This window comes from Enterococcus sp. DIV1767 (genome assembly GCF_050542585.1).
GTDB lineage: Bacteria > Bacillota > Bacilli > Lactobacillales > Enterococcaceae > Enterococcus_D > Enterococcus_D innesii.
This window is the reverse complement of sequence record NZ_CP172936.1, coordinates 3,322,405-3,345,928: the sequence shown is the minus strand read 5'-3', so window position 1 is coordinate 3,345,928 and position 23,524 is coordinate 3,322,405. Positions and strand designations below refer to the sequence as shown.

The following is a 23,524-nucleotide window of genomic DNA, read 5'->3' as shown; positions in this document are numbered from 1 at the left end:
CTTTTCTTTAAATTGTGAGGAGGAGTTCAATGTTTTGGTTTAATACAAACTTTTTATTGGTAAAGGAATATGGCAATAAAAAGTTTTTCTTGTTCAATAAAATAAGTGAAGAAAAAGAGAAAATGAATGAAGATATGTTTAATTTACTTATAGGGTTAAGTTATGAACATATTATGACAGAGGAGATTATAGAGTATCTTCGTAAAATAGACGTACTAGATGAATTAATTCAAAAGGAAGTTCTAGTTTCATATTGTACAACAAAAATGGATATAGTCTTTATCCAAGAAAATTATAGTGTGAACCGTATTTTTTTGGAAGTTAGTCAAAAATGTAACTTAAGATGTAATCATTGTTATAATGAATCTTCAGTATTGATGGAGGATGCTTTATCTTATAGTGATATAAAAGGTTTAATTGACAACGCTAAAGGACAAGGGTGCTATATTTTTCAAATTACAGGTGGTGAGCCCTTGATTAGGAAAGATATAGAGGAAATTATTGACTATATAGGAAGAAACGGATTCAAAATTACTATCTTTACTAATCTGACGTTCTTACCCAAAAGGATAGTGGCTCTTTTAAGTAAGTACAGTATAAAAATTGTAACTAGTATCGATTTCATTGATCCCCAAAAACACGATGCTTTTAGAGGGAAAACGGGTGCTTTAAATACTACTATAAAAAACATAAAAAAATTAAAAAATGAGTCAATCGAAGTAAGAGTAAATATGATGATTGATAACAAAGATGATAATGAACTCGAGAGTATTATCAACTTTTTAAAATTAGATTTAAAAGTTCCCTATATAGCAGATGTGATTATACCTACAGGAAGAGGGCGAAATAGAAACAATTTAACGGAATTGTGGGAAAATTCATTTAAGTATAAACAAATTGCAGTAGATGCTGTTCTGAATGACCATAAGTTAGATTTAAGTAAAAAAATAGAGTGTAACATAGCTTGCATATATGCCAACGATTGTGGTGTTGGTAAAAGTTTTTTGTTTGTGGATAGTCATGGCAATGTAACTATTTGTCCATCTATGCGAAAAACTCACAATGAACAATTTTGGTTTGGGAATTTAAAAGAAGATTCTTTTGAAACGATTATGCATAACTTTAAAAACAAACATATAAATGTCTCTTGTAAATTTGAACAAGAATGTGTTTACTCAAAGCAATGCTTAGGAGGTTGTCGTTCTCGAGCATACCATTTTTTAGGGGATGTTCAAGAAGTTGATCCTATCATGTGTAGTATTTATCAAAATGAAAAGTCTGAGATGATGGAGTGGAAAAATGAGATTTACCGATGAAGAATATGCTATTTTAACTATTGAAGCTGAACTTCTTGAAAGAGATGAGGACAAAGAAAAGCTTTGCAATTTGGTTGAGTTTAATTTTGCCAGTATTAATATAAAAAACTCTCGGAATGTGAACCTAAACTTTGCTGAATTAAAAAATATATTTACCTCAAACAATATTAATATTGAATGTAACATGAAAAATCTTCAAAATATGCCAATTTTGAGTAGAAACCAAAGTTATAGCTTAACGCTCGATTATGAAATGATCCAACCAAATTTATGTTTTCGAGATAATAAAGATTTATCTTTCATAAACCTTCCATTAAATTTATCTGGGGATTACGATAAAGATAAAATCGAGAAATTTATAATTTGTAATCAACACGTCATTATCTTTGATCCTTTTTTTTATAAAAATGAAATAGCCATTGATAAGTATGCCAATTTTCTTGAATGGATATTTAAAATGCCATACGAGAATATACGATTATCTAATAATCATATACATGTGAATTCCCTTAGACAACATCCTTGTCATATAGGTGCCTGTAGTGCGAAGGAATGCCATATGAAGAAAACTGGATTACCTAAAAATATATACCTTAAATTTGATTATGGAATTTATATTTTCTCGGACTGTAATATTGGTAATTTGAAGTATGACAATTTAAAGGATTTACTGCATGATAGTCAAGAAAATTATTTGAATATAAATGGAAAAATCTTTACAGAGGAAATACTGAACTATCCGTATGAGTTTTTTCCTTGGAAAGAATATTTTATCAAATATTGGAGGGCTGAGTATGCCTAACATAGTAGAAACTGCTATTTTTCCAATTACCAACAGGTGTAATCTTCGTTGTAATTTCTGCTTTGCATCTGCTCAATATTCGAATAAAGATAAAATGGATCTTAGTTACTTTGAAAACAAAATTAATGAATTAAAAGACTATGGTTTGAAGAAAGTAATTCTTACAGGGGGAGAACCTACAATCCATCCAGATTTTTATAAATTCTTGAAAGTAACAACCAATTTTTCTTTGCCGGTTCAAGTATTAACAAATGGCACAACTACATTAGATAAAGAAATATATCAAAACGAATATATAAGTCATTTTGTCGTGAGTATTGACGGAGAAAGTGAAACACACGATTTTTTGCGTGGAAAGAAAGGTGCTTATGAAAGGACTGTTAAATTTCTTGAACATCTCCCTAAAAAAATCCCATTTTCTACGACAATGACTGTTTCTGAAAAAAATATTTCAGAAATAGAAGCTGTTTATCTGCTTTCAATCAGTTTAGGAGCACAGTCAATCACAATTAATCCCGTTATTCCAGATGGTAAGGCAGCTCATATCGAACAAGGTATAGAAGTACATGAGAAGATATTTGAAGAAATAAAAAGAGTATATCAAAAATATTTTTTTAAAATTCCCATTTATACATCCCTATGTACAAGAGAAAAACTGAAGCACTATTTGAATCCGATAGTTACAAATTTATTTAGAACTTTATGGATTGGAAACAATGATATCTATTCACATTTTCCTTTACCTAGTGAAGAAAATGATATTTATTCGCTTGGATTGCTAGATAGTAAAATAAAAGAATCTACTTTCTATCGTTTTCTATTGATGAATAATGAGATGAATAATATTGATAATCCAAATGGAGTAATAGATCAGCACCAAATGTTAAAAGATCAGTATAAAAGATACATATTGGGGGTAAATAATGTTTAGACTTTTATTGAAAAAAAATAAATATTTGGGTTTCTTATCGATATTCTTTTTAGTATGTTACTCAGCGTATAGTCCTATTTTATCAAAATTAATTCAATACAATATGTCTGTCGCAGAAGGTAAGTACGCTTTAGATCTGGTTAGATTGACAACAATAAATCTGAGTGTATTGATTCTTTTGTGTCTAGTTAATTGGTTTTCTCAATATTTTTCAATTAAATTTTATTCTCGTTCACAAAACGAGTTAAATCAATTGTTTTACAGCAAAGCTGCTAAACATGTGACAGAAGAATTAAAGGTTTCAAAACTAATCAAGGTATTTAGTAATGACATCCCCTTAATCGTGGATAATTATATTCCTTCATTGATTAGTTTAATATATTTTGGTTTGTCATTTAGCTTTGGTGCGATTCTTATTTTCTCTTTAAACAAAATTATTCTGTGCTATCTGATTCTTATTGCTGTTTGTTCGTTACTCGTCTCGAAAAAAATGTCAAACAAGATATCCCCTTCTCAAAAGAAATACAATGATAGTTTGGGAAATAACTCAGACGTTTTGCTAGATATTTTTGATCACTCCATAATTAGAAAAGTATTTTTTCTAGATAATTTTTTGGAAAAACGGTTTGCTTCTTCGAGTGAACAGAGTGCAAAAAAAATGTTTGTATTAAAAAAAGAAAAGTCAATCGTTACTGTCTCAAATGATTCGTTTGCTTGGCTATTACAAATTGGTATGTATGTCATTGGTGCTATTCTCATTACACAAAAGAGCTTATCTTTTGCGGAATTGATTGCTATCACACAAGCTGCTGGTACAATTACAACACCTATTTTCTGGTTTTCCAATACGCTAGCAGATATTTACTCTTCAAAGGAAATTCGACAAGAAATGATGGAGTTTTTGCAATCAGAAGATTCACAAAAGCGAGAGGACTTCCATTCTGTTATAGATAAAGTAGAAATGAAAAATGTAACATTTCTTATGGAAAACAAGCGAGAAATTGGACCAAACAGTTTTATTTTGGAGAAAGGAAATACTTATGCAATGATAGGGAAAAACGGTAGCGGAAAGTCAACGATATATGCTGCTTTGATGCTGGCTAATAATAAATATCGTGGAGAAATTTTGATTAATGGTAAAAACATCCAACATTTGAAAAAAGAAGGCTATTTTTCTCAAATCAGTGCGGTGACTCAAAACATAAAACTATACAACGGCAGTGTAATCGACAACATTACAGGCTTTTCTAGCGATGTGAATGAAGAGAAACTATGTAAGATAAAAAAATTGTTTATTAATGAGCAGGATGAATTTTTCTCGAAAGAGGTCAGCGCCCTTAGTGGTGGTCAAAAGCAAATGGTCTCAATTGCCAGAGCTTTGTATAAAGACGCGTCATTTTTAATTATGGATGAGCCTTTTTCTGCTTTGGACAAAGTAATGGAGGAAGTTGTGCTGGACTATTTGCTTAAGATTGACGATAAAATAGTTTTACTGTCCTTACATCATTACGACCAGTTAGTATTAGATAAATTTAGTGATGTAGTGATTATTGGAGAAAGTATATGAAAATTGGATTGAAAAACCATATCACAGTCGAGAGAGACAAAAACTTTTTTTATTTTATTAATAGAGAAACTTTGAAAATTGCGCATTTTGAAGGAATAGAACAAATGGTTGAATCCCTTATAGAAGGAGTAGACACCGTAGTTCTGGAAAGAATGGATCCAGACTATTGTTTGTTGATAGATAAATTAAACGAGATGAGGATGTTAACTTATCTTTTTGAGGATGAGGAAACTATAACAAATAGACAACTTTACTATTTAAGTGATTTTACTGTTAATCCTAAAGCAGTGCAAGAGTATTTGAGCACTCTTCACATTGCAATCATAGGATTAGGCGGAATTGGATCAATGGTGTTGCATCAGTTATTATGTTCGGGTATAAAAAACTACACTTTAGTTGATTATGATCATGTTGAATTAACTAATTTGAATAGACAAATGGTTTATTATCCAAGTGATATTGGCAAAAAGAAAACGGATAAGTGCGAAGAATTGGTCAAAGAATATTATTGTGATTCAGAAATTTTAAAAATTGATAAAAAGATCAACAACATTCATGATTTCAAGAAATGTGTAGACATTCAACACCCAGATATAGTTGTCGTAGCTATTGATCAACCTAATGGGCTACCTCAAAAAATAACTGAATATTGTTCAGAGCAACATATTCCATGTATAGAAGGTGGAGTAGGAATCAATTTTGGGGTTATTCATTTTAATGCTATGCGTAAGCCGAAATATAGCGTACAAAGAAGTCAAATAAGATCTGAAATACCGAAAGCATCTTTTTGTCCAACTAATTTGATTACGGCTGCTTTTATTGCTTATGATATTATTCATTATTTTATTGGGGAAGATACGTTTTCCTATCAAAATAATTTTGTCATTGATTTTTATAAGAAAAATTTATTTGTAGGTGGTACTTAAGAAGGCTAAAAAATGAATGTTAGGAGACTATTTAGTTTTTTTTCAAATTAAGGAATGGATTTGCATATTTTTATGAGAGTGTGTCGATATAACAGACTAAGATACTTACACAGACCAAAAAGTTTATTTTTTCAAAAATGTTGTTAAAAACAATAAGTTTCTTATTTTTATTGAATAAAAAATCGCGTTTGGTAAAATAATAGAAATAAGCTTAATAAAAAGCATTGTGGGGAGAGTTAAATATACAAATTTCAAGAAGCACATCTTGCTGAAAATTTTAGAATAATTATTGAATAGGGGGAGTCGTATGAAATATCGAGATCTAAAAGGGGTAATGGAATATAGTAGAGGACTGTTCTTATACGATCCGCCTACGGGAAAGGGCAAGAGCTACGCGGCAAGAAATTTGCTTTATCGTAACAGTAAAGCAGGAAATAAAAAGCAAATTTTTATAACAAATAATATTAAAAATTTATCATCCGAAGAAATGAAAGCGTTATACAAATCTGATGGTCGAGAGTGCTGTTTTAAGAAAGAAGTGCTTCATGTAAAATCGAACGTTGATTTTGTGTTAGAGAATTTAAATGAGATGTTGGCATATCCTGATAAGTATAAAACAGACATCTATCATAAAATAGTAAATGCGATTAATGAGTATAAGAATGAATCAGGCGAAAGAAAACGACAGTTGCATACTTTTATTAGAGAAGATTTGGAACCCGAATTTAGAAGAGAACTAAAGAAATTAGTACTGCACGATCTTCCCTCAAAATTGGAAGAACGCCAAAAAATGGTAAGCAGGAGTGATGAGTGGGCGTGGTTAAGAACTTTATATCCAACTGCCGATATTTGGAACTATAGTATTTTCTTTATGACTGTTAAAAAGTTTATTCAAGTTGTTGATCCAATTGTTGATGCGAGCTTTATTTTTATGAATTCTGATTTTACAGAAGATGCCACAATCGTTATCGATGAGTTTGATGAAACGAAGCAAGTTTTACTAAATGAGATTGTAGAATCTGCTATGAAGTCTAAAAGCAACTTGCTTGATTCCTTCAGAAGAATACATTCAACTTTAACAAATCCTAGGAACGTAAAAATTATAAAAAAGTATGATAAAGAATTGAATAGAGGTTTTCTCGTTGGTAAAGGCGATGGATTTCCTGGGTTAATTGAAGAAGTAGAAGGAATTTATGAGGATAATCGCTTAGATCTTTCATATAAAACCATAGATACTGGTACCAATTCGGTCAAAGTCGTTTTCTTTGATGGCGATAATCATTATTCTTATGATGCGGAAAATAATTTGACTTCTGGCATTATTAATGAACAGAAAGAGCAAGTGGAATTATCTTTTGTTTCAAAAGTAGAATACAGTGAGTCGGTAAAAAGCGGGGTGCAGATGAAACCTTTAAATACAATAAAGATATTGTACAACTTTGTTGAAAAATTTCATTACGCTGTTACACAATGGGCACAGATTTTAAGAACCAATACTAATGCGAATCGCAACATAAACGATAGTCGCATGACCAGAAATCAATCTATCGAGTCTTTGTATCGACTGTTCCACTTTCCGGAGGATGAAATAAAGCGCTTGTTGAATCGAAAAGTAGCGAACCAACTGAATCATAACAGTTATTATTTTGACGAAACAAAAATAACTATGCGTTGGTATGAATATGTTGATTCAGATAGCAGATATTTTGAAACGATGATCCAAATTTTAAGTATTGATGATATTCCAGAATCAGCAATTGTTTCATTGGCAAGTCGCGCACGAGTGATTGGCCTTTCGGCAACAGCAATGGTTCCTACTATACTTGGTAACTACGATCTAAGAAGAATACAGAAACAGTTAGGTACAGATTTTCATATTGCAACGCAACAGAAAAATTTGATATCACAAGAAACGATGCAAGAATATAGTCAGCAGTATTCATTGTACGAAAAAAACAGAATCTTATTTGATACATATAGTTTCGATAAATATTTTGATGAACCATTTTCAAAAAGAAAAATAAAAAATATAATTTCTGAATTTAAGGAAGTCGATGACGAAACATTATTAGAAAAACTTGCCGTTGAGATATCAACAGATATCGAAAATGCAGTAAGCCAAATCAAGGAGAAAGAGACTTCTTACTTTGCTGATCGATACATGGAGGTCGTTGAATCGTTTTGTATTTTTATTAATTCTTCCCAATACCAGTCAATACTAGCATTACAAACAGCATTACCAAAACGAAATCATCCTGAATTTGATGAAACTATCTTATTAAAAATTTTCAACGCACTTGTAGCTTATTATGAAATAACCGTAGGCATTTTTATTTTGAAGGGCGATCACTTTGAGAAGAAAAAAGAAGAAATGTTAACTAGACTTTCAGGCGGGGAAAAATTGTATATATTGACATCATATGCGACTACTGGAGCTGGTCAAAATCTCCAATACAAAGCTTGTGAGCCCGAAGCTATTGTTAGGATGGAAACATCACTTACTAAAGATGATTTGCAAACAATAATGAAAGATATTGATGGTGTTTACTTAGGAAATATCACTTACCTACTTTCCTATCTGAATGTAGATGTCCCATGGGAAATGTTGAATAAGCAGGTTCTTTATTTGCTTTTGGAAATTGAGTATTTGTATACAGGAGGTGAGATCGATCTAGGCTATAAAAATGAACTTATTGATAGTATTTTAAAAGTTTATGCGACAAGACAATCGCGCAAGCTCAATACTAGAGAACTTTCTAAAACAATAAGTGTCCGTTTGAAAGCTACCAAACTAGTTATTCAAGCTGTTGGTCGAATCACACGAACAACCAATAAATCCAATCGTATCTTATTTTTGATCTCTCCGAAATTACTCGGAAACATTACTGAATCAGGTCTAAATACCAAACTCATAACTCCTGAGATGGCAGCAGTTCTAGCACATAAAAAAGAAAAATGGTTAGAACCAGTTGTGGATGCCGAAGTACAAAGAAATAGAAGAAACAATTTAGTTATGAAAAATGCAGCTAACTATCTAAATAAGCTTCTTAAAAGTATCCACCACAGTGAGCAAGCACGAGAAGAGTGGCGATTAATACGAAGAAGACTCTTGACTAACCCAACCTTGGACTACTTACCTAATGACGAGTTAGCAAGTGCCTATATTGAGAGCCCTGGAGGAATGGCAGACTCTTACTATTATGCAAAAGATGATTATGGGAATTATTACTTAGGAAAGACAAAGTTAGAAGTGGAAAAGCTTGGAGGAAAGAAAGAACAGTCGATTTTTCGAGTGTCAAAAGAAAATGCTAATTTACCTATACTTTTGAAGTATCCAAGAATGAAGGAGTTGTTTAAAGAAGAAGGTTATTCTAAAACATTTTCCGAAGCACCATTTATGGTAAATCCTATTTTCTTTCAAGCCATACTTAAGGGAGCTTATGGGGAGATAGCTGGGAAGTTTATTGTTGAAACCGAATTGGAAACGACATTGCACGAAATAAGAACGGATGCAGCTTTTGAGTTATTTGATTATCGTGATGATTCAGGAAATTATTATGACTTTAAAAATTGGAATTTAACGTTTGAAGTTTCGCTGGAAGAGTCAAGAGAAAAGGTACGTAGTAAATTTTGCGATATAGGTGGGAAACATGCGTGGATAATTAATTTAATTGATACTAGCGGAAATTTTCATTTTGATATGACAAATGACAAAAAAATTATTGAAATTGCTGGTTTAATTGATCTAAACGGTCAAAGTATATTAAAAAAACAGGCACGAATGATATGGGGGGAACTAAGTGAATAAAGAAGCGCAGTTATATCATAATCAATGGAATATACAGTTTCATTTTGAACGATTGGACCAAGATTTTTATTTCTATACGATTATCAATAAAGAAGGACATAAAGAATTCAACTCTGTTTGCACAAAAATTCCATTGTACTGGTCGCAAGTACTCAATCTTAAAATAATATCAGGTCAAGCATTCTTTCTACTGAAGAAAAGCGATCAGAATCCAGATTTTTTAGATGAAATTTCAGTTTTTTTCGGGAAAATACCAATTGATATTTTCCTAACAAAAAGTTATAACGTTTTCTATCAAGGGAGATATCCTGACGCTGAAAAAAATTTTTTTCCCTTAAAATGCTTAATTCTTGGAATACTTCCAAGGTTAAGTGACAGAAACGGTTGGGGCCAGATTGATGGACATACTTGTTTTTTTCTTCCCAAAAAAGAGGGCAGTTGGCATCGTAAAAATTCAATAATGGGTGTAATGATCGAACCGTTATTTGAAAATAACCGCTTCAACTTACGAGCGAGAAATTTTGCAAAATTAACTGAGTTTAATCGAGAAAAAACTACTAAATTTTATATTTGGGAAGACAAGAAAGGCATATTGAAGCAAATAAAGAATGCTTCTATAGATATGAATGAGAAAGTTTTTTCAAATCGTGCAGTTCCTAGTATGAGAGCATCTGTGAACCATTTAGATTTAAAATCGCATACAGATTTTCTTAAATCAAAAACGGGGATTTTATACTCATTCATGGAAGAAATGAAAACTCATATGTCTGATTATATGACAGTAACCATTTCAACAATGGATGATGTTGCGTATAGTTCAGCAAAACGTGCGAGTAATAAAAACAAAAAATTATATACAGATTATTTTTCAGGAAAAACAATTTATCTGATTGATTTAGTAAAAACTTCTGAATCAAAAGATATTTTGAGTAAAACGTTAGAATTATTAACTACAATGAAAGGATGTGAAGAGATTAATTTCCAGTATTCTGATGATGTCCGAGAAGGCTATAACATAGCTTTGCTTCATAATCTGGAGTATTACCAATTCCAAGAGGAATCAAATGTAGAAGATCCTTACTTAGTGATGCAACCTGGAAAAATTATCCAACACATTACAATCGAGGACTTTAATTTTTTGAGTACAAATGAGAAGCAAAAAGAAACTCTGTTATTTAAATTATTCCACGAACTTATATTAAAGGAAGTAAATGATCAAAAGCAGTTAAACGAATTAACATTGTTAGACTTTTTCAACACAGATGATATCTGGACTTTTGGCTGTTATGTTCGAGAGCAAGACAGTGAGTATGGACTATGTGTACTGAAGATAGCGAAGGGAGGAGTGCTGGAATATATTTATTACTCCTCAGACAACGTGAAAAACAGGGTTTCTCCACTGCTGGTCAAGCTAGAAAATCTACGATGCAAACGAAAAAAACCTTATGATAAGTATGAAAATTACAGCAAGGTTGCAGGTTTTGTTATGAAAAATGAGCATTCTTTAGCTATGATCTATGAAACAGACATGACAACGATTGCAGATTATCAATACATCCATGATATTCTTTTGGATACTAAGACTGTAGACAAGGATGTTAGCACTGCGAAACTAAAGGAAGTTGTTTATGACTTCTTAGAGGAAAACCCGCATCATCCAAACATCCAAAAGGGCAAGCTATTTTATGAGCATCTATTGAAGCTAGGATATATTGAAAAAGTTGGACTAATTAAGGAAGGGTATGATTTAAGGGGAAACCCATCCATTTTCAAAGCAATAAATGAAGAGATTCATAATAAGCTAGGTTATTATATTTGGCCACCTATCCGAACCGTAGAATATCAAGAAGTCTATAGAAATCTCTTAAATATCAACTTATTTCGAGATTCAAATTCATCTGGGTTAAATTTTTACTTCGCGGGATTTGCTAATAATATATCGAATAGCCCTGTAGCGAGAACAACAAGAATGAGAGAATTTTTAGTAAGCGGTACCCCAAAATTACAATTTAAAGAGATTGTAAAGTTATTTGATATTGATATGGTGAGGAATGGTTCAATGACAGTCTATCCATTTCCATTTAAACTAATTAGGGAACACACTGATAACCTGAAAAGAATAAATACAGAAAAAAAGTCCTAATTTGTTTAAAAGACCTAAATACCTTTTCAAATCTAAAATAATGGAATGTTATACTCGTAAGATCCCGATTTTTATTTTGTAGTAATTTACTCAACCTAGAGACCGATACTTTTTTATAGCTATAGTAAATAGCCACCCGTAAAAACAAGGGGAACGTTACAACTCCACCTTACATGCCCTAAAGGTTTATCGTTGTTAGACATTAAAAACTTCCTTTCGATCTGATATGTGGTTGGTAGCCACTGTTCGTGTATTGAAAGGTTTTTTTATCGTTCATGTTATCTTGGCCACGCGTAGAAACGCGCGGCTTTTTTATTTCTTACGATGCGCAAAAATGGTACAACGACAATTATGATTCATCAGCCCGATAAATGATAGATTCCTCTATTTCTCTATTTAGTAGCCAATGCTTTCTGACAGTTTGATTTGAATGGCGATCATCATTTAAGCCAGATACGCTTAACCAACGGACGTTCTTCTCGTTATGTGCCTTTAAAACTGCTTATCGAAAAATTTTGGCTTGGAGGGATATCAAGAGGTTTCGAGCCACTCAACTAGATTAAGTAATGCATACTTTTTTTCGGTTAATTATTTAGTAACAATTAAAATCGTGCCAAATTCTATATTTTATGACAATATTGCCCGATTTATTGAATGGAAACGTATACAATTTCATAGAGAAATCGGTTACAATCATCTTGTCAGTGAGGTGAGAACATGAGATTAGATACTGAAAACGTTGATAAGGTACTGATTGAAAATGATTTAGTAGTAATGCACAAAATAGACAGGATTCATTTTATGGATAAGCCGCATTTTCATGACGGGTTTGAAATTCATTTTACATTAACAAATAGCACAACGTATCAGATTGATGAACGAAAATTTGATGCGGATGCTGGTACAGTTGCTCTATTTAGTTCAGAAGAACTCCATCGAGTCTCGATTGATCGTAGCAAATTGTATGAACGCTATTTTGTTTTGTTCAAGCCCAGCTTTATTGAAGAATTCACAACCAGTTTTCCTTTTCTTTTAGAAATATTTTCTAAGAAACAAAAAGTCGACTGTCTCGAGTTGACTTCAGATCAAAGTCTTAAAGTCACTAACCTTTATGAGGAAATGATTCGATGTGACCAAGAGCGAGAAAAACCGTTTGAACTTTTGCATCTAAAATTGAAGTTAACTGAGTTACTTATTCTATTGAATAAAATCGTTTATTCTAATGAGAAGCTACATAAACCAATATCGTATGAGCATTACCAAACAATTTCTGAGATTGTTTCTTTTCTTAAAGAAGAATACATGAATGAAATGACTCTGGACGAATTGAGTGAACGGTTTTTTATCAGTAAATCAACGATTATTCGCGCATTTAAAAATGCACTTGGGATGACCCCAAATCAATATTTAATCTATATGCGAATTATGAAATCACGAGAATTATTGGAACAAGGATACTCTGTGAAACAAGTTTCGGAAAAAATTGGTTATCGTGATGAATCTAGCTATATTAAAAAGTTTAAAGAGATACAAGCTGAGTCACCAAAACAATACCAATTAAAAAACTTAAGAGCCAAGAGGAGTTAGGAATGGTAGTAGCGAATAATAAAATCTCACTCGTAAGAGAACGGCTTAAGTATTTTGATAGCTTACCGTTAAATCAAGAAGATTTTAGAGACAATAATAATCAATTATCCGAACGTAAAGGATTTTTTGCTAGAGACTTTGGCATGGAACAATGGGACTGGCCTCAAGGCGTCGCAATCTATGGTTTACATTTGGAAGGACCGCTAAATGATGAGTATATCAAACAATGGGCAACTGAAGAGATCAATAAAGGACTTCCAACTAAAAATGTGAATACGATTTGTCCTTTACTAACACTTGTTGACTATCCGGAGTATGAAAACATGGCTCTAGAATGGATGAAGTGGATTGAAAGAGAGTTTCCTAGAACAGATGAAAATGGTCTACAGCATATTACGTCTGGGATAGACAAATTCACAGTAAAAGAGAATCGACAGCAAATTTGGGTAGATACTCTTTTCATGACCGTGCTTTTTATGGGAAAAATGGGGGTGAAATACGATAATCAGGCATGGCGTGAGGATGCAATAGAACAAATGCTGCTACATTGTAAGTATCTCTTGAATCGTAAGAGTGGGCTGTTTTATCATGGGTGGAATTTTGAAGAACAATCAAACTATGGAGGCAATTTTTGGTGTCGAGGAAATAGCTGGATCACGATTGGTATACCGCTGTTTTTGGAAATAATGAAAGGGTATTTAGCTAAGTCGTCAGAAGTGTACCTATTGAATCTCTACAACAATCAAGTCAAAACGTTGTTAGACCTCCGTAGCAAGGATGGATTATGGCATACCATTTTAACGGACGCCACTTCCTATACGGAAACGTCCGGCTCAGCCGGAATCATTGCCGGCATTCTTTTAGGAATAAAGAATGACTTCCTTACCATTCAGCTTTCTGACGAGACGATCAACGATTTAATCTCATCATTAACTGCCAAAATAGCAGAAGATGGTACGGTACTTGGGGTGTCTGCAGGTACTCCGATTTCTTGCAACGCGGAAGACTATAAAGGAATTGTACAAATGCCAATGGTGTATGGACAAGCGATGACACTGCTTGCCTTGAGTATCGCAAAATCTTTGAAAGAAAAGGAAATCAAATGAACTATCTCATCTATTGTTTACCAGCTTTGGGATGGGGATTGATGCCTATTATTTCTAAAAAAGCTGGGGGATCACCCGTGGAACAATTATTGGGAACAACTGTTACGGCGTTTGGCATTTCTATCATTCTCAGTTTTTTAACGGGTGTTGAGTACACTTTGACTGGGACAATTGCGGCGTTGATCTCTGGATCATTTTGGGCAGGTGGCCAATATCTCCAATTCAAAGCCCTTACGACTGGGTTAGTTTCGGTCGTGATGCCATTATCAAATGGAACACAATTGGTGTTTACGTCATTGGCTGCGGGCATCCTTCTCCGTGAATGGCAGAGTATGAGGCAGTCACTTGTTACCCTGCTATTGCTGCTGGTTATCCTAGCTGCCATCTATCTTATTACAATGAATCAAAAAAAGGATACTGAACAAAAAACGGTGTCGTTACAAACCATGATCATGATTTGTACCTCATCACTTTGTCTGATGGGTTATATGATAACGACATCACTTTTTCATGTAGAAGGGCTACAAATCTTTCTACCCCAAGCATTTGCAATGTTTCTCTCCTCTTGTGTGATTGCGAAATTTGATCCAGGGAAGCAAGAACTATCGAGAATTTCTCGTAATGTGCTGACAGGTATATTTTGGACAATAGCAAATGTTTCCTTATTTTATATCGTGACACAGTTAGGCGTAGGATTCAGTTATACGATTTCTCAGTTGTGCATATTTGTATCTATTATTGGGGGGATTTTATTATTAAAGGAAAAAAAGTCCAAGGTAGAAGTGATGCATACGATCATCGGAATGGTCATGTTTTTTTCAGCAATTTTGGGTTTAAGTCAATTTAAATAGACGACTAGGAGGAAATACTAATGAAAAACAAGATTTTAAAGGCAGGCTTATGTGTAGGGTTATTAATGGGCCTGACGGCATGTGGCAATTCTGATTCTGCTTCTTCCGAAACGGTAAGATTGTTTGTATCGGGAGATGCATCAGAAGGCGGTGCTTATAGTGAGATGGCAAAACGTTATGAAGAAGAGACTGGCGTCAAAGTGGAAGTGACAGATGTACCTTATGCAGATATGGAAACGAAAATTACAAAAGCTGTACAATCAGATGATGCGCCCGATGTTGCCCGCGTTTCAGGAATCTTACCAGATTGGGGAGACTACTTAGTTGATTTGACAGATATTGCTAATAATGGGAAAACGCTAGATTCGATGACAATCAAAGATGACGACGGCAAGGTTCGAGCACTACCAACAGATATTACTGCGGTAGGGATGTTTATTAATACAGATCTATTTGATCAAGCAGGTGTTTCTTATCCCCAGGATGAAGGAGACATTTGGACATGGGATGAATTTTTAGAAGCAGTGGACACAATTCAAGAAAAAACAGATGCGAAATATGGGTTTGTAATGGATCCTTCTGACCATCGTTTGAGAGCGTTTACGTACCAATTTGGTGGACAGGATTTTGTTTTGAATGAAGCAACTGGTACGTATGAAACGGATGACGCGACAAAAGACGCGTTACAAAAGTTCATTGATCTAAATAATGACGGAACAATTCCAAAAACGGTCTGGACTTCTGGGGAAGATGCTTCTTCCATGTTTAAGAGTGGAATGATTCCTGCATACATGTCGGGTAGCTGGCAAATTAAGGATTTTACTACGAATATTAAAGATTTCAATTGGCAAGCCATTTACATGCCGTATGAAACAACTCGTGCTACCAATATGGGTGGTAATTTTATGGTTGGCTTTGAGAACAGTAAGAACAGTGAGGGCGGACAGAAATTTATGGAGTGGTTGTACACACCAGAAAATTATACTGAGTTATGTGAATTAGCTGGTTATCTTCCAGCAGAAGAAGGAATAAATGTGGACTACGGGGATGCACAAGCGGCTTATGATATCTACAATCAAGAAATTGAAGCTGCAGCCCAGCCAATTTCTTCTAAACAAACTGCAGATCAAGTAGCGATGACAATGGCTGGATACGTTGGACTAACTGGTGCATACAAGGACTCAATGGTTCAAGCGTTGAATGACGAAATCACGTTTGATCAAATGATTGAAAATATCGAAAAAGACTACAATGATGGGTACACGAAGAAGTAAGTAAAGTGGGAAATGATGTGGACTGGACGGATATTCATCCGGTTCACATCCATTCTATTTTGAAAGTGGGAGAAGAATGAGCAATTATATTTATTCAGTAAAGCAAGGCACTTCTATCAATCGCTGGCAACGCAGCACGCTCCAAAAGCAAAAAGTTGCAAGCAAAGCTAGTTGTATTGATGCTCCTGTAAATATGACGGAAGGATATCAAGAAGTCGAATACCCCATTCGAACAAACTTTTTGAGAGAACTTTCGGAGGTGCCTTACCCTAGAAAGCAAGTGTTTTCAGAAGTGTATGATGGCTTTGAAAACCCGAGGGTAGATTTTTCTACTTTTCAAGCAACACCGCAGAAAGTAAGTACATACTTGCGAGCACAACTACGTTGCCAAGAGAACCAAACGGTGGAATGCGCGTTGGTTACTTGTGGAAGAGCTATTCTTTGGATAAACGGAAAATTGCTCATCGATTTTCATCCCTACACGCGAAACCACGGTACGAAAACCACGGTAAATCTTCCTCTTGAACAGGGGGATAACGAGCTGATCGTGTACATGAATGATCTAGCCGAGCGGGACGTAAACTTTTTTGTTGAATTAAAAATTTTGTCGAATCATCACTTTCAAGTCGTTTTACCTTTATCGTATGACGATACGATTCTTCAACAGGCAGAGGATTTCTTGAATGGTCTTTATTTTGAAAAAGACTTTTATTCTAAAGGGGAAGTAAGTATCTGTTCAGACTATGATTATTTTGAAAAAGTCTTTGTTACTTATGAAGAAGTCACCTTTACAGAAGAAGTTGGGGGAAATCTGACTGATTTCCGACGAGAAAGTCAGTTTCTGCCGTTAAACAATCAACGGATTTCCTTAGGTGATGTAGAAGACATCCCTACCTCAGGACTAACGCATCTATTTGTGGGGGTTTTACTTCCGGATCAAACATATCTGTTCAAGAAATTTGTTTTTACAGTTTATAACGAAGAAAAACTCGCGCGTCATTTAGGTGGAAATTTGGAAGAAAGAAAAACGACAGCGCTGACGATTTTTTCAAAACTGGCTATTCAGGATATGAATAGTGCGTTAGCCGAAATTCACTTAACAGGTTCCTTGTCAGAAGAGTGCTGGGAAAAACTCCAGCCTGCTTTTCGTATGATCGAAGAGCGGGGAGATTGTGCAGATTTTATGTTTGCACCGTTGTTAGGCTTTTGGCTAGGAAAAAAAGAGCAATTGCCAGAAAAGCTAAGGACAAAATTAAAAGATTTGGCCATACATTTTCGGTATTGGATTGATGAACCTGGCAATGATGTTATGTGGTACTTTAGTGAAAATCATTCCTTGTTGTTTCATACCTGCCAATATTTTGCTGGGTGCTTGCTTCCGGAGGAGACGTTTGTAACGAGTGGCAGACAGGGAAGTCAACAATACGATTTAGGAAAACAACGTTTGTTACAGTGGTTTGAGCAATTTGAACACTATGGGTTTTCTGAATGGAATTCTACTACGTATCTACCTATCGATTTAATCGGATTTTTCAGCCTTTATACGAATGCGCCAGATGAAAAGATAAGAGATGCAGCGAAAAAAGCACTGGATTTCACCTTCACAATCATGGCTGTAAATTTTCATGGAGGCACGCTTTCCTCCACATTCGGTAGAACCTATGAGCACGATTTGAAAGCCATGCGTTTAGGAGAACTCAGTAATATATTAGCGATTGCTTGGGACCGCGGAAATTTTAATTACGCCTTACGAGCATCGACACTGTTTTGCCTATCTGATTATGTTCCACCAAAAGAGTGCTTGTCTTTGATTGATTTACAGCCAAAGGAGGAATTGACCGTAACTTATCTTCAGGGGATCAATCAAGTGCAGACGTATCTTTATAAATGTCGAGAATATTCACTTGCTAGTGGGATCGACTATCATTGCTTTGAAAAGGGTCACCAGCAACATATGATGAACGTTTCCTTAGGCAGTGATGGGACACAGCTTTGGATTAATAACCCAGGTGAGTTTATGCATAGTGGCGAAAATCGACCTAGTTATTGGGCCGGAAATGGCAGAATGCCTTGTATTAAACAATTTAAAAATGTTCTGTGTATGAAATACAATTTATCGAAGGCATATGTACCGTTTATCCACATGTATGTGCCTTATTGGAATTTAGATCAGGTAGATATGGATGATTCTAATTGGCTGTTTATCAAAAAAGATCAAAGCTACCTTGGTGTTTACTTCTCGCAAGGGTATAAAATGCAGCAAAGCGGGGATACTCGTGGGAGAGACATCGTTTCTGAAGGAATAGATCATACGGTACTTGTAAAGTGCGGAAGCAGGAATGAGTTTTCAACTTTTGAGTCTTTTATAACAGCGGTCAAAAAAGCGAAAATGACCGATGAGTCGTTTGATGATTCTCAATTTGGCTTGTTCGTTTGGAATGAGATTGACCATCTTGCGTCGTACCAAGTAATGCCAGTTGTAAAAATGAAAGAGGGAGCAGAGCATGAAGAAACTTAAAAAAAATATATGGCCTTTAGTTTTTACGGGAGTCAATATTGTCCTGTTCATTACTTTTTTTCTCATACCAGCAATTCTGGGTTTCTATTACTCTTTAACGGATTATAAAGGATTTGGGACTGCTAACTTTCTTGGTTTCGATAACTATATTGCTTTATTTCAAGATGCGAGTTTTTATCGTTCCTTATTCCGGACCTTTACCTATGCAATTTTCTTGGTGCCACTGATTTACGCTGTGTCTTTAGGAATTGCTATCTTGTTGAATAACAAACACACAAAGGGAAAACTCATAGGAAAAATAGTTTTCTTCTTACCTTGGACAATTTCAGGAATTGTCGCTGGGGTTATTTGGAAATGGTTGTTTGGAGAAAATTTTGGCTTTGTAAACTACATCATTGGGAATTTAGGGGGAGAATCCGTTCCGTGGTTTTCCAATGCAAGCGCGGCATTTGCTGTCATTCTGTTAGCAGCGCTTTGGGGCGGGACCGCATTTAATATGTTGCAATTTATGTCTGCGCTCAAGAACATACCTAAATCATACTACGAGGCAGCAGATATTGATGGTGCCTCATCCTTTCAAAAGTTTTTGTACATTACGATTCCTTCATTAAAACCAACTAGTTTTATGGTGATCCTATTAGCTAGTATTGGGGCCATGAAAGAATTTGCTTTAGTTCAATCCTTAACGAATGGTGGACCAGGCACAGCAAATATGTTCATTGTGCAATACATTTATACAACTGGATTTGACAAGATGAGAGTTGGGTATGCCAGTGCAGCCTCCATGGTATTATTTGCAATCTTGTTAGTTCTCGGACTCGTTCAAATGAAAATTGGAGGTGGTAAAAATGAATGACACTTCAAAACTTCACGATAAAACGAGCACAATCATTCTCACAGTGGCCCTGATTCTTGTGGCTATGTTGTACTTGTTCCCACTAGTATGGTTTGTACTTAGCTCTTTTAAACCCGGGTCAGAATTATTTTCCTACCCGTTAAGTATCTTGCCAGAGAACGCAACCGTGCAGAATTATCTTGATGCATGGACAAGTCTGGATTTCGTAAAATACTTTACGAACACCATGAAGTCGTCAGTTATTACCACGATATTAACGGTTATTGCCAGTGCAACATGTGGCTTTGCGTTTGCAAAATATGACATGAAGTGGTTGAAATTCTTCTTTGTCTGTATTATTGCAACTACGATGTTACCTACCGAAGTAATCATGAATCCAGTATTTACGGTGATTCGTAAATTAGGTTTGTATGATAGTTTGGCTGGGATCATTATTCCTTCAATCAATACTGCTACCGGAATTTTCATGTTCAGAACCTTCTTTGTCTCTATTCCGGATGACTTAATCGAGTCCGCGCGAATTGATGGAGCTTCAGATGGCACAATATTTATGAAAATCATGTTACCCATTGCCAAACCAATCATTATGACGCTGAGCATCTTTTCTTTCCAATGGCGGTGGAATGATTACATTTGGCCGTTGATAGTTTTGAACGACCCCAAAAAATACACTTTCCAGGTAGCCATCAGGAGCTTGGTGGGGGCAGAAAATGTAAACTGGACGGTGTTAATTGCTGCCTCAGTGATTTCAATTATTCCATTAGTATTAGTGTTTATCGTGTTCCAACGGTATATCTTAGATTCTGGTGCGACAACTGGGATGAAAGACTAATTATGAATGAAAGCGAGGAAAGAGAATGTTTACGACAAACTATTTGTCAGATCCCAAGCGCATTCATGAAAATAGAGAAAGCTCGCGAAGTTATTATCTTCCCTATGCTCCAACGGATGATCATGACAATTCTTCGCGAGTTTTGTCATTGAATGGTTTTTGGCGATTTCGATATTTTCCATCTCATCTAGATAGTGAAAAGGAGCAATTTTTTTCTGATGAATTTTGGCAAAATAGTAACCGGATTCCTGTACCTAGTAATTGGCAAATGGAAGGGTACGGGAAACCGCACTATACAAATATCCAATATCCATTTCCAATCAATCCACCCTATACATTTTCTGAGATTCCGGTAGGGGTTTATCGCTGTGATTTTAGCTGTGACCCTCAAAAAATGCAGCAGTTTCTTAGGTTTGAAGGTGTAGATAATTGCTTTGCTTTGTATCTGAATGGGAAGTATATAGGATTTAGTAAGGGCAGCCGTAATCCAGCTGAATTTGATGTAACCGCTTATATCCAAAAGGGTGAGAATCAACTCGTCATCGAGGTTTTCCAATGGTCCGATAGTTCTTATATTGAAGATCAAGATATGTGGTGGTTAAGTGGGATCTTTCGTGAAGTAGCGTTACTTAGTCGCCCCAAAGAATGTATTTGGGATTTCCAAATTCAAACATCTTTTGATAGCAATTATGAGAATGGTATTTTGACGATTGATTTTCCAAAAATTCATGGGAATCAGCTCGCTTGCGAAATCTTTTTAGAAAAAGAAGCCATTGTCTTTCAAAAAAAGATCGTGATAGATAAAGATAATCATTGTTTTTCTTTTCCAGTCGCTTCACCAAAAAAATGGACTGCTGAAACGCCAGAACTGTATCGGTTGCGCTTGGTCACTTCAGAAGAGGAAATTTGTCAGGAAATTGGCTTCAGAGAAGTTGCTCTTTTGGAAAATAAAATTTGTATTAATGGCAAACCAATTCTCTTTAAAGGAGTCAATCATCATGAGTTTCATGAGACGAAGGGGCGAGCTTTGCCAAAAGGTTTTTTAGAAGAAGAGATCCAGTTGATAAAACAAGCGCATTTCAATGCCATTCGAGCTGCTCATTATCCTCATAGCCCTGAATTTTATCAGTTGTGTGATCGCTATGGATTATACGTGATGGATGAAGCGGATTTAGAATGCCATGGCATAGGGAGTACCGGTGATCAAAATTTCTTGAGTAGCAATCAAGAATGGGAAGAAGCGTATCTTGATCGCATGAAACAAATGGTCGAACGCGACAAGAACTATACTTCAATCATTATCTGGTCGGTAGGAAATGAGTCTGGAAATGGGACCAATCATGAAGCCATGATTCGTTGGTGCCGCGAGAAGGACCCCACTCGTTTGATTCACCATGAAGGAGAGTCCCGTGATTGTCTCTCAAAAACGGATGGACGCTATGTTAAAGATGTTCAACAAGCCGATTTTAATTCTAGAATGTATGCGACGATTCAGGAATTACAAGAGGTCGTTGATAATCCGAAAGTTATCAAACCCTACATCCTCTGTGAATATGGGCATGCGATGGGGAATGGCCCCGGTTCGTTAAAAGAGTACTGGGAAATGTTCTATAAGGAACCGCAATTACAAGGTGGCTTTTTATGGGAATGGAAAGATCAAGGAATCAAAGCAAAGCGAGAGGGACAACTGACCTATTTTTACGGCGGCGACTTTGGTGATATTCCTAACGACTACAATTTTGTTCTGGATGGGTTAATGACGCCTGATTTGCAACCATCACCTAGTTATTTCGATATTCAGCGACAACAAGAACCAATCACCATTGATTTTTCCTCATATGAAGTTGGAAAAATAATCCTACGTAATCGCAATCAATTCAAAGGCCTGCTAGGTATGAAGTGTTGTTTTGAAATGAAACAAGATCAAGAAGTGTTAGCAAGAAAGATAGTGACCGTCAATTTGCCCCACGAAAAAGACGTCGAAATTACGTTGCCTAGGAATTTGTTGAATACAGAAAAGGGTAACCTTTTAAAAGTGTTGATTTTCGATGATCAAAAAGCACTTCATGGCAAACTAGCTAATATTGTCGCATCTATGCCAGTTGAAGGATTCTCTCTACCTGAGCCAGAACCTGATTTACTCATTTTTAATGAAATTCAGGATGATGCAAAAATTTTGCTGCTCCAACATGGGACAAACTATTTGAGAGTGGATAAAGTCACTGGCAAATGGCAGTTTATGAACGAACAACAAGACATTTATCTAGCTTCGCCAGAAAGTATTTTTTGGCGACCGACAACAAACAATGATTTTATTTCTAGTGAAACGTGGCGGGAGTATGGTGTTGATCGCATGCTAACAAATGTAATGAGCTGCAGCATTGTCGCCAATGATTCTGAGAAATTGAAGCTATCTTTAAGGGAAGCAATCGGGCCAGCAGGGAGGTTTTGGCATATTGAGCAAACATCGACGATTACTTTTTTCAAGGATGGTCGAGTTATCTATGAAATATCTGGGGAGCCTAAAAATAACTATCCGCTGACAGTTCCCCGTATCGGACTTGTTTGGCAGCTGCATAAACAGTTTGATAAAACTTGCTGGTCTGGGAAGGGGCCCATAGAAACCTATGCAGATACCGAAAATGGGAGTTACTTTGATGTATTTTCCCAGGTCACAGATGAGCTGAGTTTTCGATATTTGTATCCACAAGAAAGTGGTAATCACTGCCAGACGAAGTGGGCAACATTCAAGGCAGACAGCCAATTAGCACTCAAGTTTCAAGGAAACCATTCCTTTAATTTTAGTGTACATCCTTATTCTGTTGCGGCTATTGATTCTGCACAACATCTTCATGAATTAAAAAAAGCAGACCGCTACTATTTGTACATCGATTATCAACAGCACGGGATTGGTTCTAGAAGCTGTGGTCCTGATGTATTAGACAAATACCAACTACATTTACAAAAGTATCATTATCAATTTGAGGTAAGAATAAAAGGAGTGTGA

At 35.3% G+C, this 23,524-nt stretch carries 15 protein-coding genes; all 15 read left to right on the top strand.

Annotated elements, in window-relative coordinates; genetic code table 11:
- Window positions 1–29: 29 nt before the first annotated feature.
- Window positions 30–1,316 (top strand): radical SAM/SPASM domain-containing protein, encoded by a 1,287-nt coding sequence (locus tag IGI78_RS15850; RefSeq protein WP_195266392.1) that lies wholly within the window; start codon window positions 30–32, stop codon window positions 1,314–1,316.
- Window positions 1,300–2,118, top strand: coding sequence for a hypothetical protein (locus tag IGI78_RS15845; protein WP_195266390.1), 819 nt, complete (start codon window positions 1,300–1,302; stop codon window positions 2,116–2,118). The genes IGI78_RS15850 and IGI78_RS15845 overlap by 17 nt, the downstream gene beginning before the upstream one ends.
- Complete coding sequence (locus IGI78_RS15840; RefSeq protein ID WP_349702335.1) at window positions 2,111–3,049, top strand: radical SAM protein; 939 nt, start codon at window positions 2,111–2,113, stop codon at window positions 3,047–3,049. Before IGI78_RS15845 ends, IGI78_RS15840 begins: the two co-directional genes overlap by 8 nt.
- Complete coding sequence (locus IGI78_RS15835; protein ID WP_195266385.1) at window positions 3,042–4,616, top strand: ATP-binding cassette domain-containing protein; 1,575 nt, start codon at window positions 3,042–3,044, stop codon at window positions 4,614–4,616. Before IGI78_RS15840 ends, IGI78_RS15835 begins: the two co-directional genes overlap by 8 nt.
- Window positions 4,613–5,542 (top strand): ThiF family adenylyltransferase, encoded by a 930-nt coding sequence (locus IGI78_RS15830; RefSeq protein ID WP_195266383.1) that lies wholly within the window; start codon window positions 4,613–4,615, stop codon window positions 5,540–5,542. Before IGI78_RS15835 ends, IGI78_RS15830 begins: the two co-directional genes overlap by 4 nt.
- Before the next feature lie 307 nt (window positions 5,543–5,849).
- Entirely contained in the window at window positions 5,850–9,350 is a 3,501-nt protein-coding gene (locus IGI78_RS15825; RefSeq protein WP_195266381.1) for a hypothetical protein, read from the top strand.
- A complete protein-coding gene (locus tag IGI78_RS15820) occupies window positions 9,343–11,493 on the top strand; it encodes a hypothetical protein (protein ID WP_195266379.1) in 2,151 nt (716 codons plus the stop codon). Before IGI78_RS15825 ends, IGI78_RS15820 begins: the two co-directional genes overlap by 8 nt.
- A gap of 717 nt (window positions 11,494–12,210) precedes the next feature.
- Window positions 12,211–13,080, top strand: a complete 870-nt coding sequence (locus IGI78_RS15815; protein ID WP_195266377.1) for an AraC family transcriptional regulator — start codon at window positions 12,211–12,213, stop codon at window positions 13,078–13,080.
- Window positions 13,081–13,082: 2 nt separating this feature from the next.
- Window positions 13,083–14,186 (top strand): glycoside hydrolase family 88/105 protein, encoded by a 1,104-nt coding sequence (locus tag IGI78_RS15810; RefSeq protein ID WP_244350712.1) that lies wholly within the window; start codon window positions 13,083–13,085, stop codon window positions 14,184–14,186.
- The gene (locus IGI78_RS15805) at window positions 14,183–15,037 is read left to right on the top strand and encodes a GRP family sugar transporter (RefSeq protein ID WP_195266373.1); all 855 of its coding nucleotides are present in this window, start codon (window positions 14,183–14,185) and stop codon (window positions 15,035–15,037) included. Before IGI78_RS15810 ends, IGI78_RS15805 begins: the two co-directional genes overlap by 4 nt.
- Window positions 15,038–15,057: 20 nt before the next feature.
- Window positions 15,058–16,311, top strand: a complete 1,254-nt coding sequence (locus IGI78_RS15800) for an ABC transporter substrate-binding protein (RefSeq protein WP_195266371.1) — start codon at window positions 15,058–15,060, stop codon at window positions 16,309–16,311.
- A gap of 76 nt (window positions 16,312–16,387) precedes the next feature.
- Window positions 16,388–18,829 carry a hypothetical protein gene (locus IGI78_RS15795; RefSeq protein ID WP_195266369.1) on the top strand — a complete coding sequence of 814 codons (2,442 nt, stop codon included), beginning with the start codon at window positions 16,388–16,390 and terminating at the stop codon, window positions 18,827–18,829.
- Window positions 18,816–19,685 carry a carbohydrate ABC transporter permease gene (locus IGI78_RS15790; RefSeq protein WP_195266367.1) on the top strand — a complete coding sequence of 290 codons (870 nt, stop codon included), beginning with the start codon at window positions 18,816–18,818 and terminating at the stop codon, window positions 19,683–19,685. Before IGI78_RS15795 ends, IGI78_RS15790 begins: the two co-directional genes overlap by 14 nt.
- A 226-nt stretch (window positions 19,686–19,911) precedes the next feature.
- Complete coding sequence (locus IGI78_RS15785) at window positions 19,912–20,517, top strand: carbohydrate ABC transporter permease (RefSeq protein WP_278252041.1); 606 nt, start codon at window positions 19,912–19,914, stop codon at window positions 20,515–20,517.
- Window positions 20,518–20,542: 25 nt separating this feature from the next.
- On the top strand, window positions 20,543–23,524 hold the full coding sequence (locus IGI78_RS15780; RefSeq protein WP_430618144.1) for a glycoside hydrolase family 2 TIM barrel-domain containing protein: 2,982 nt from the start codon (window positions 20,543–20,545) through the stop codon (window positions 23,522–23,524).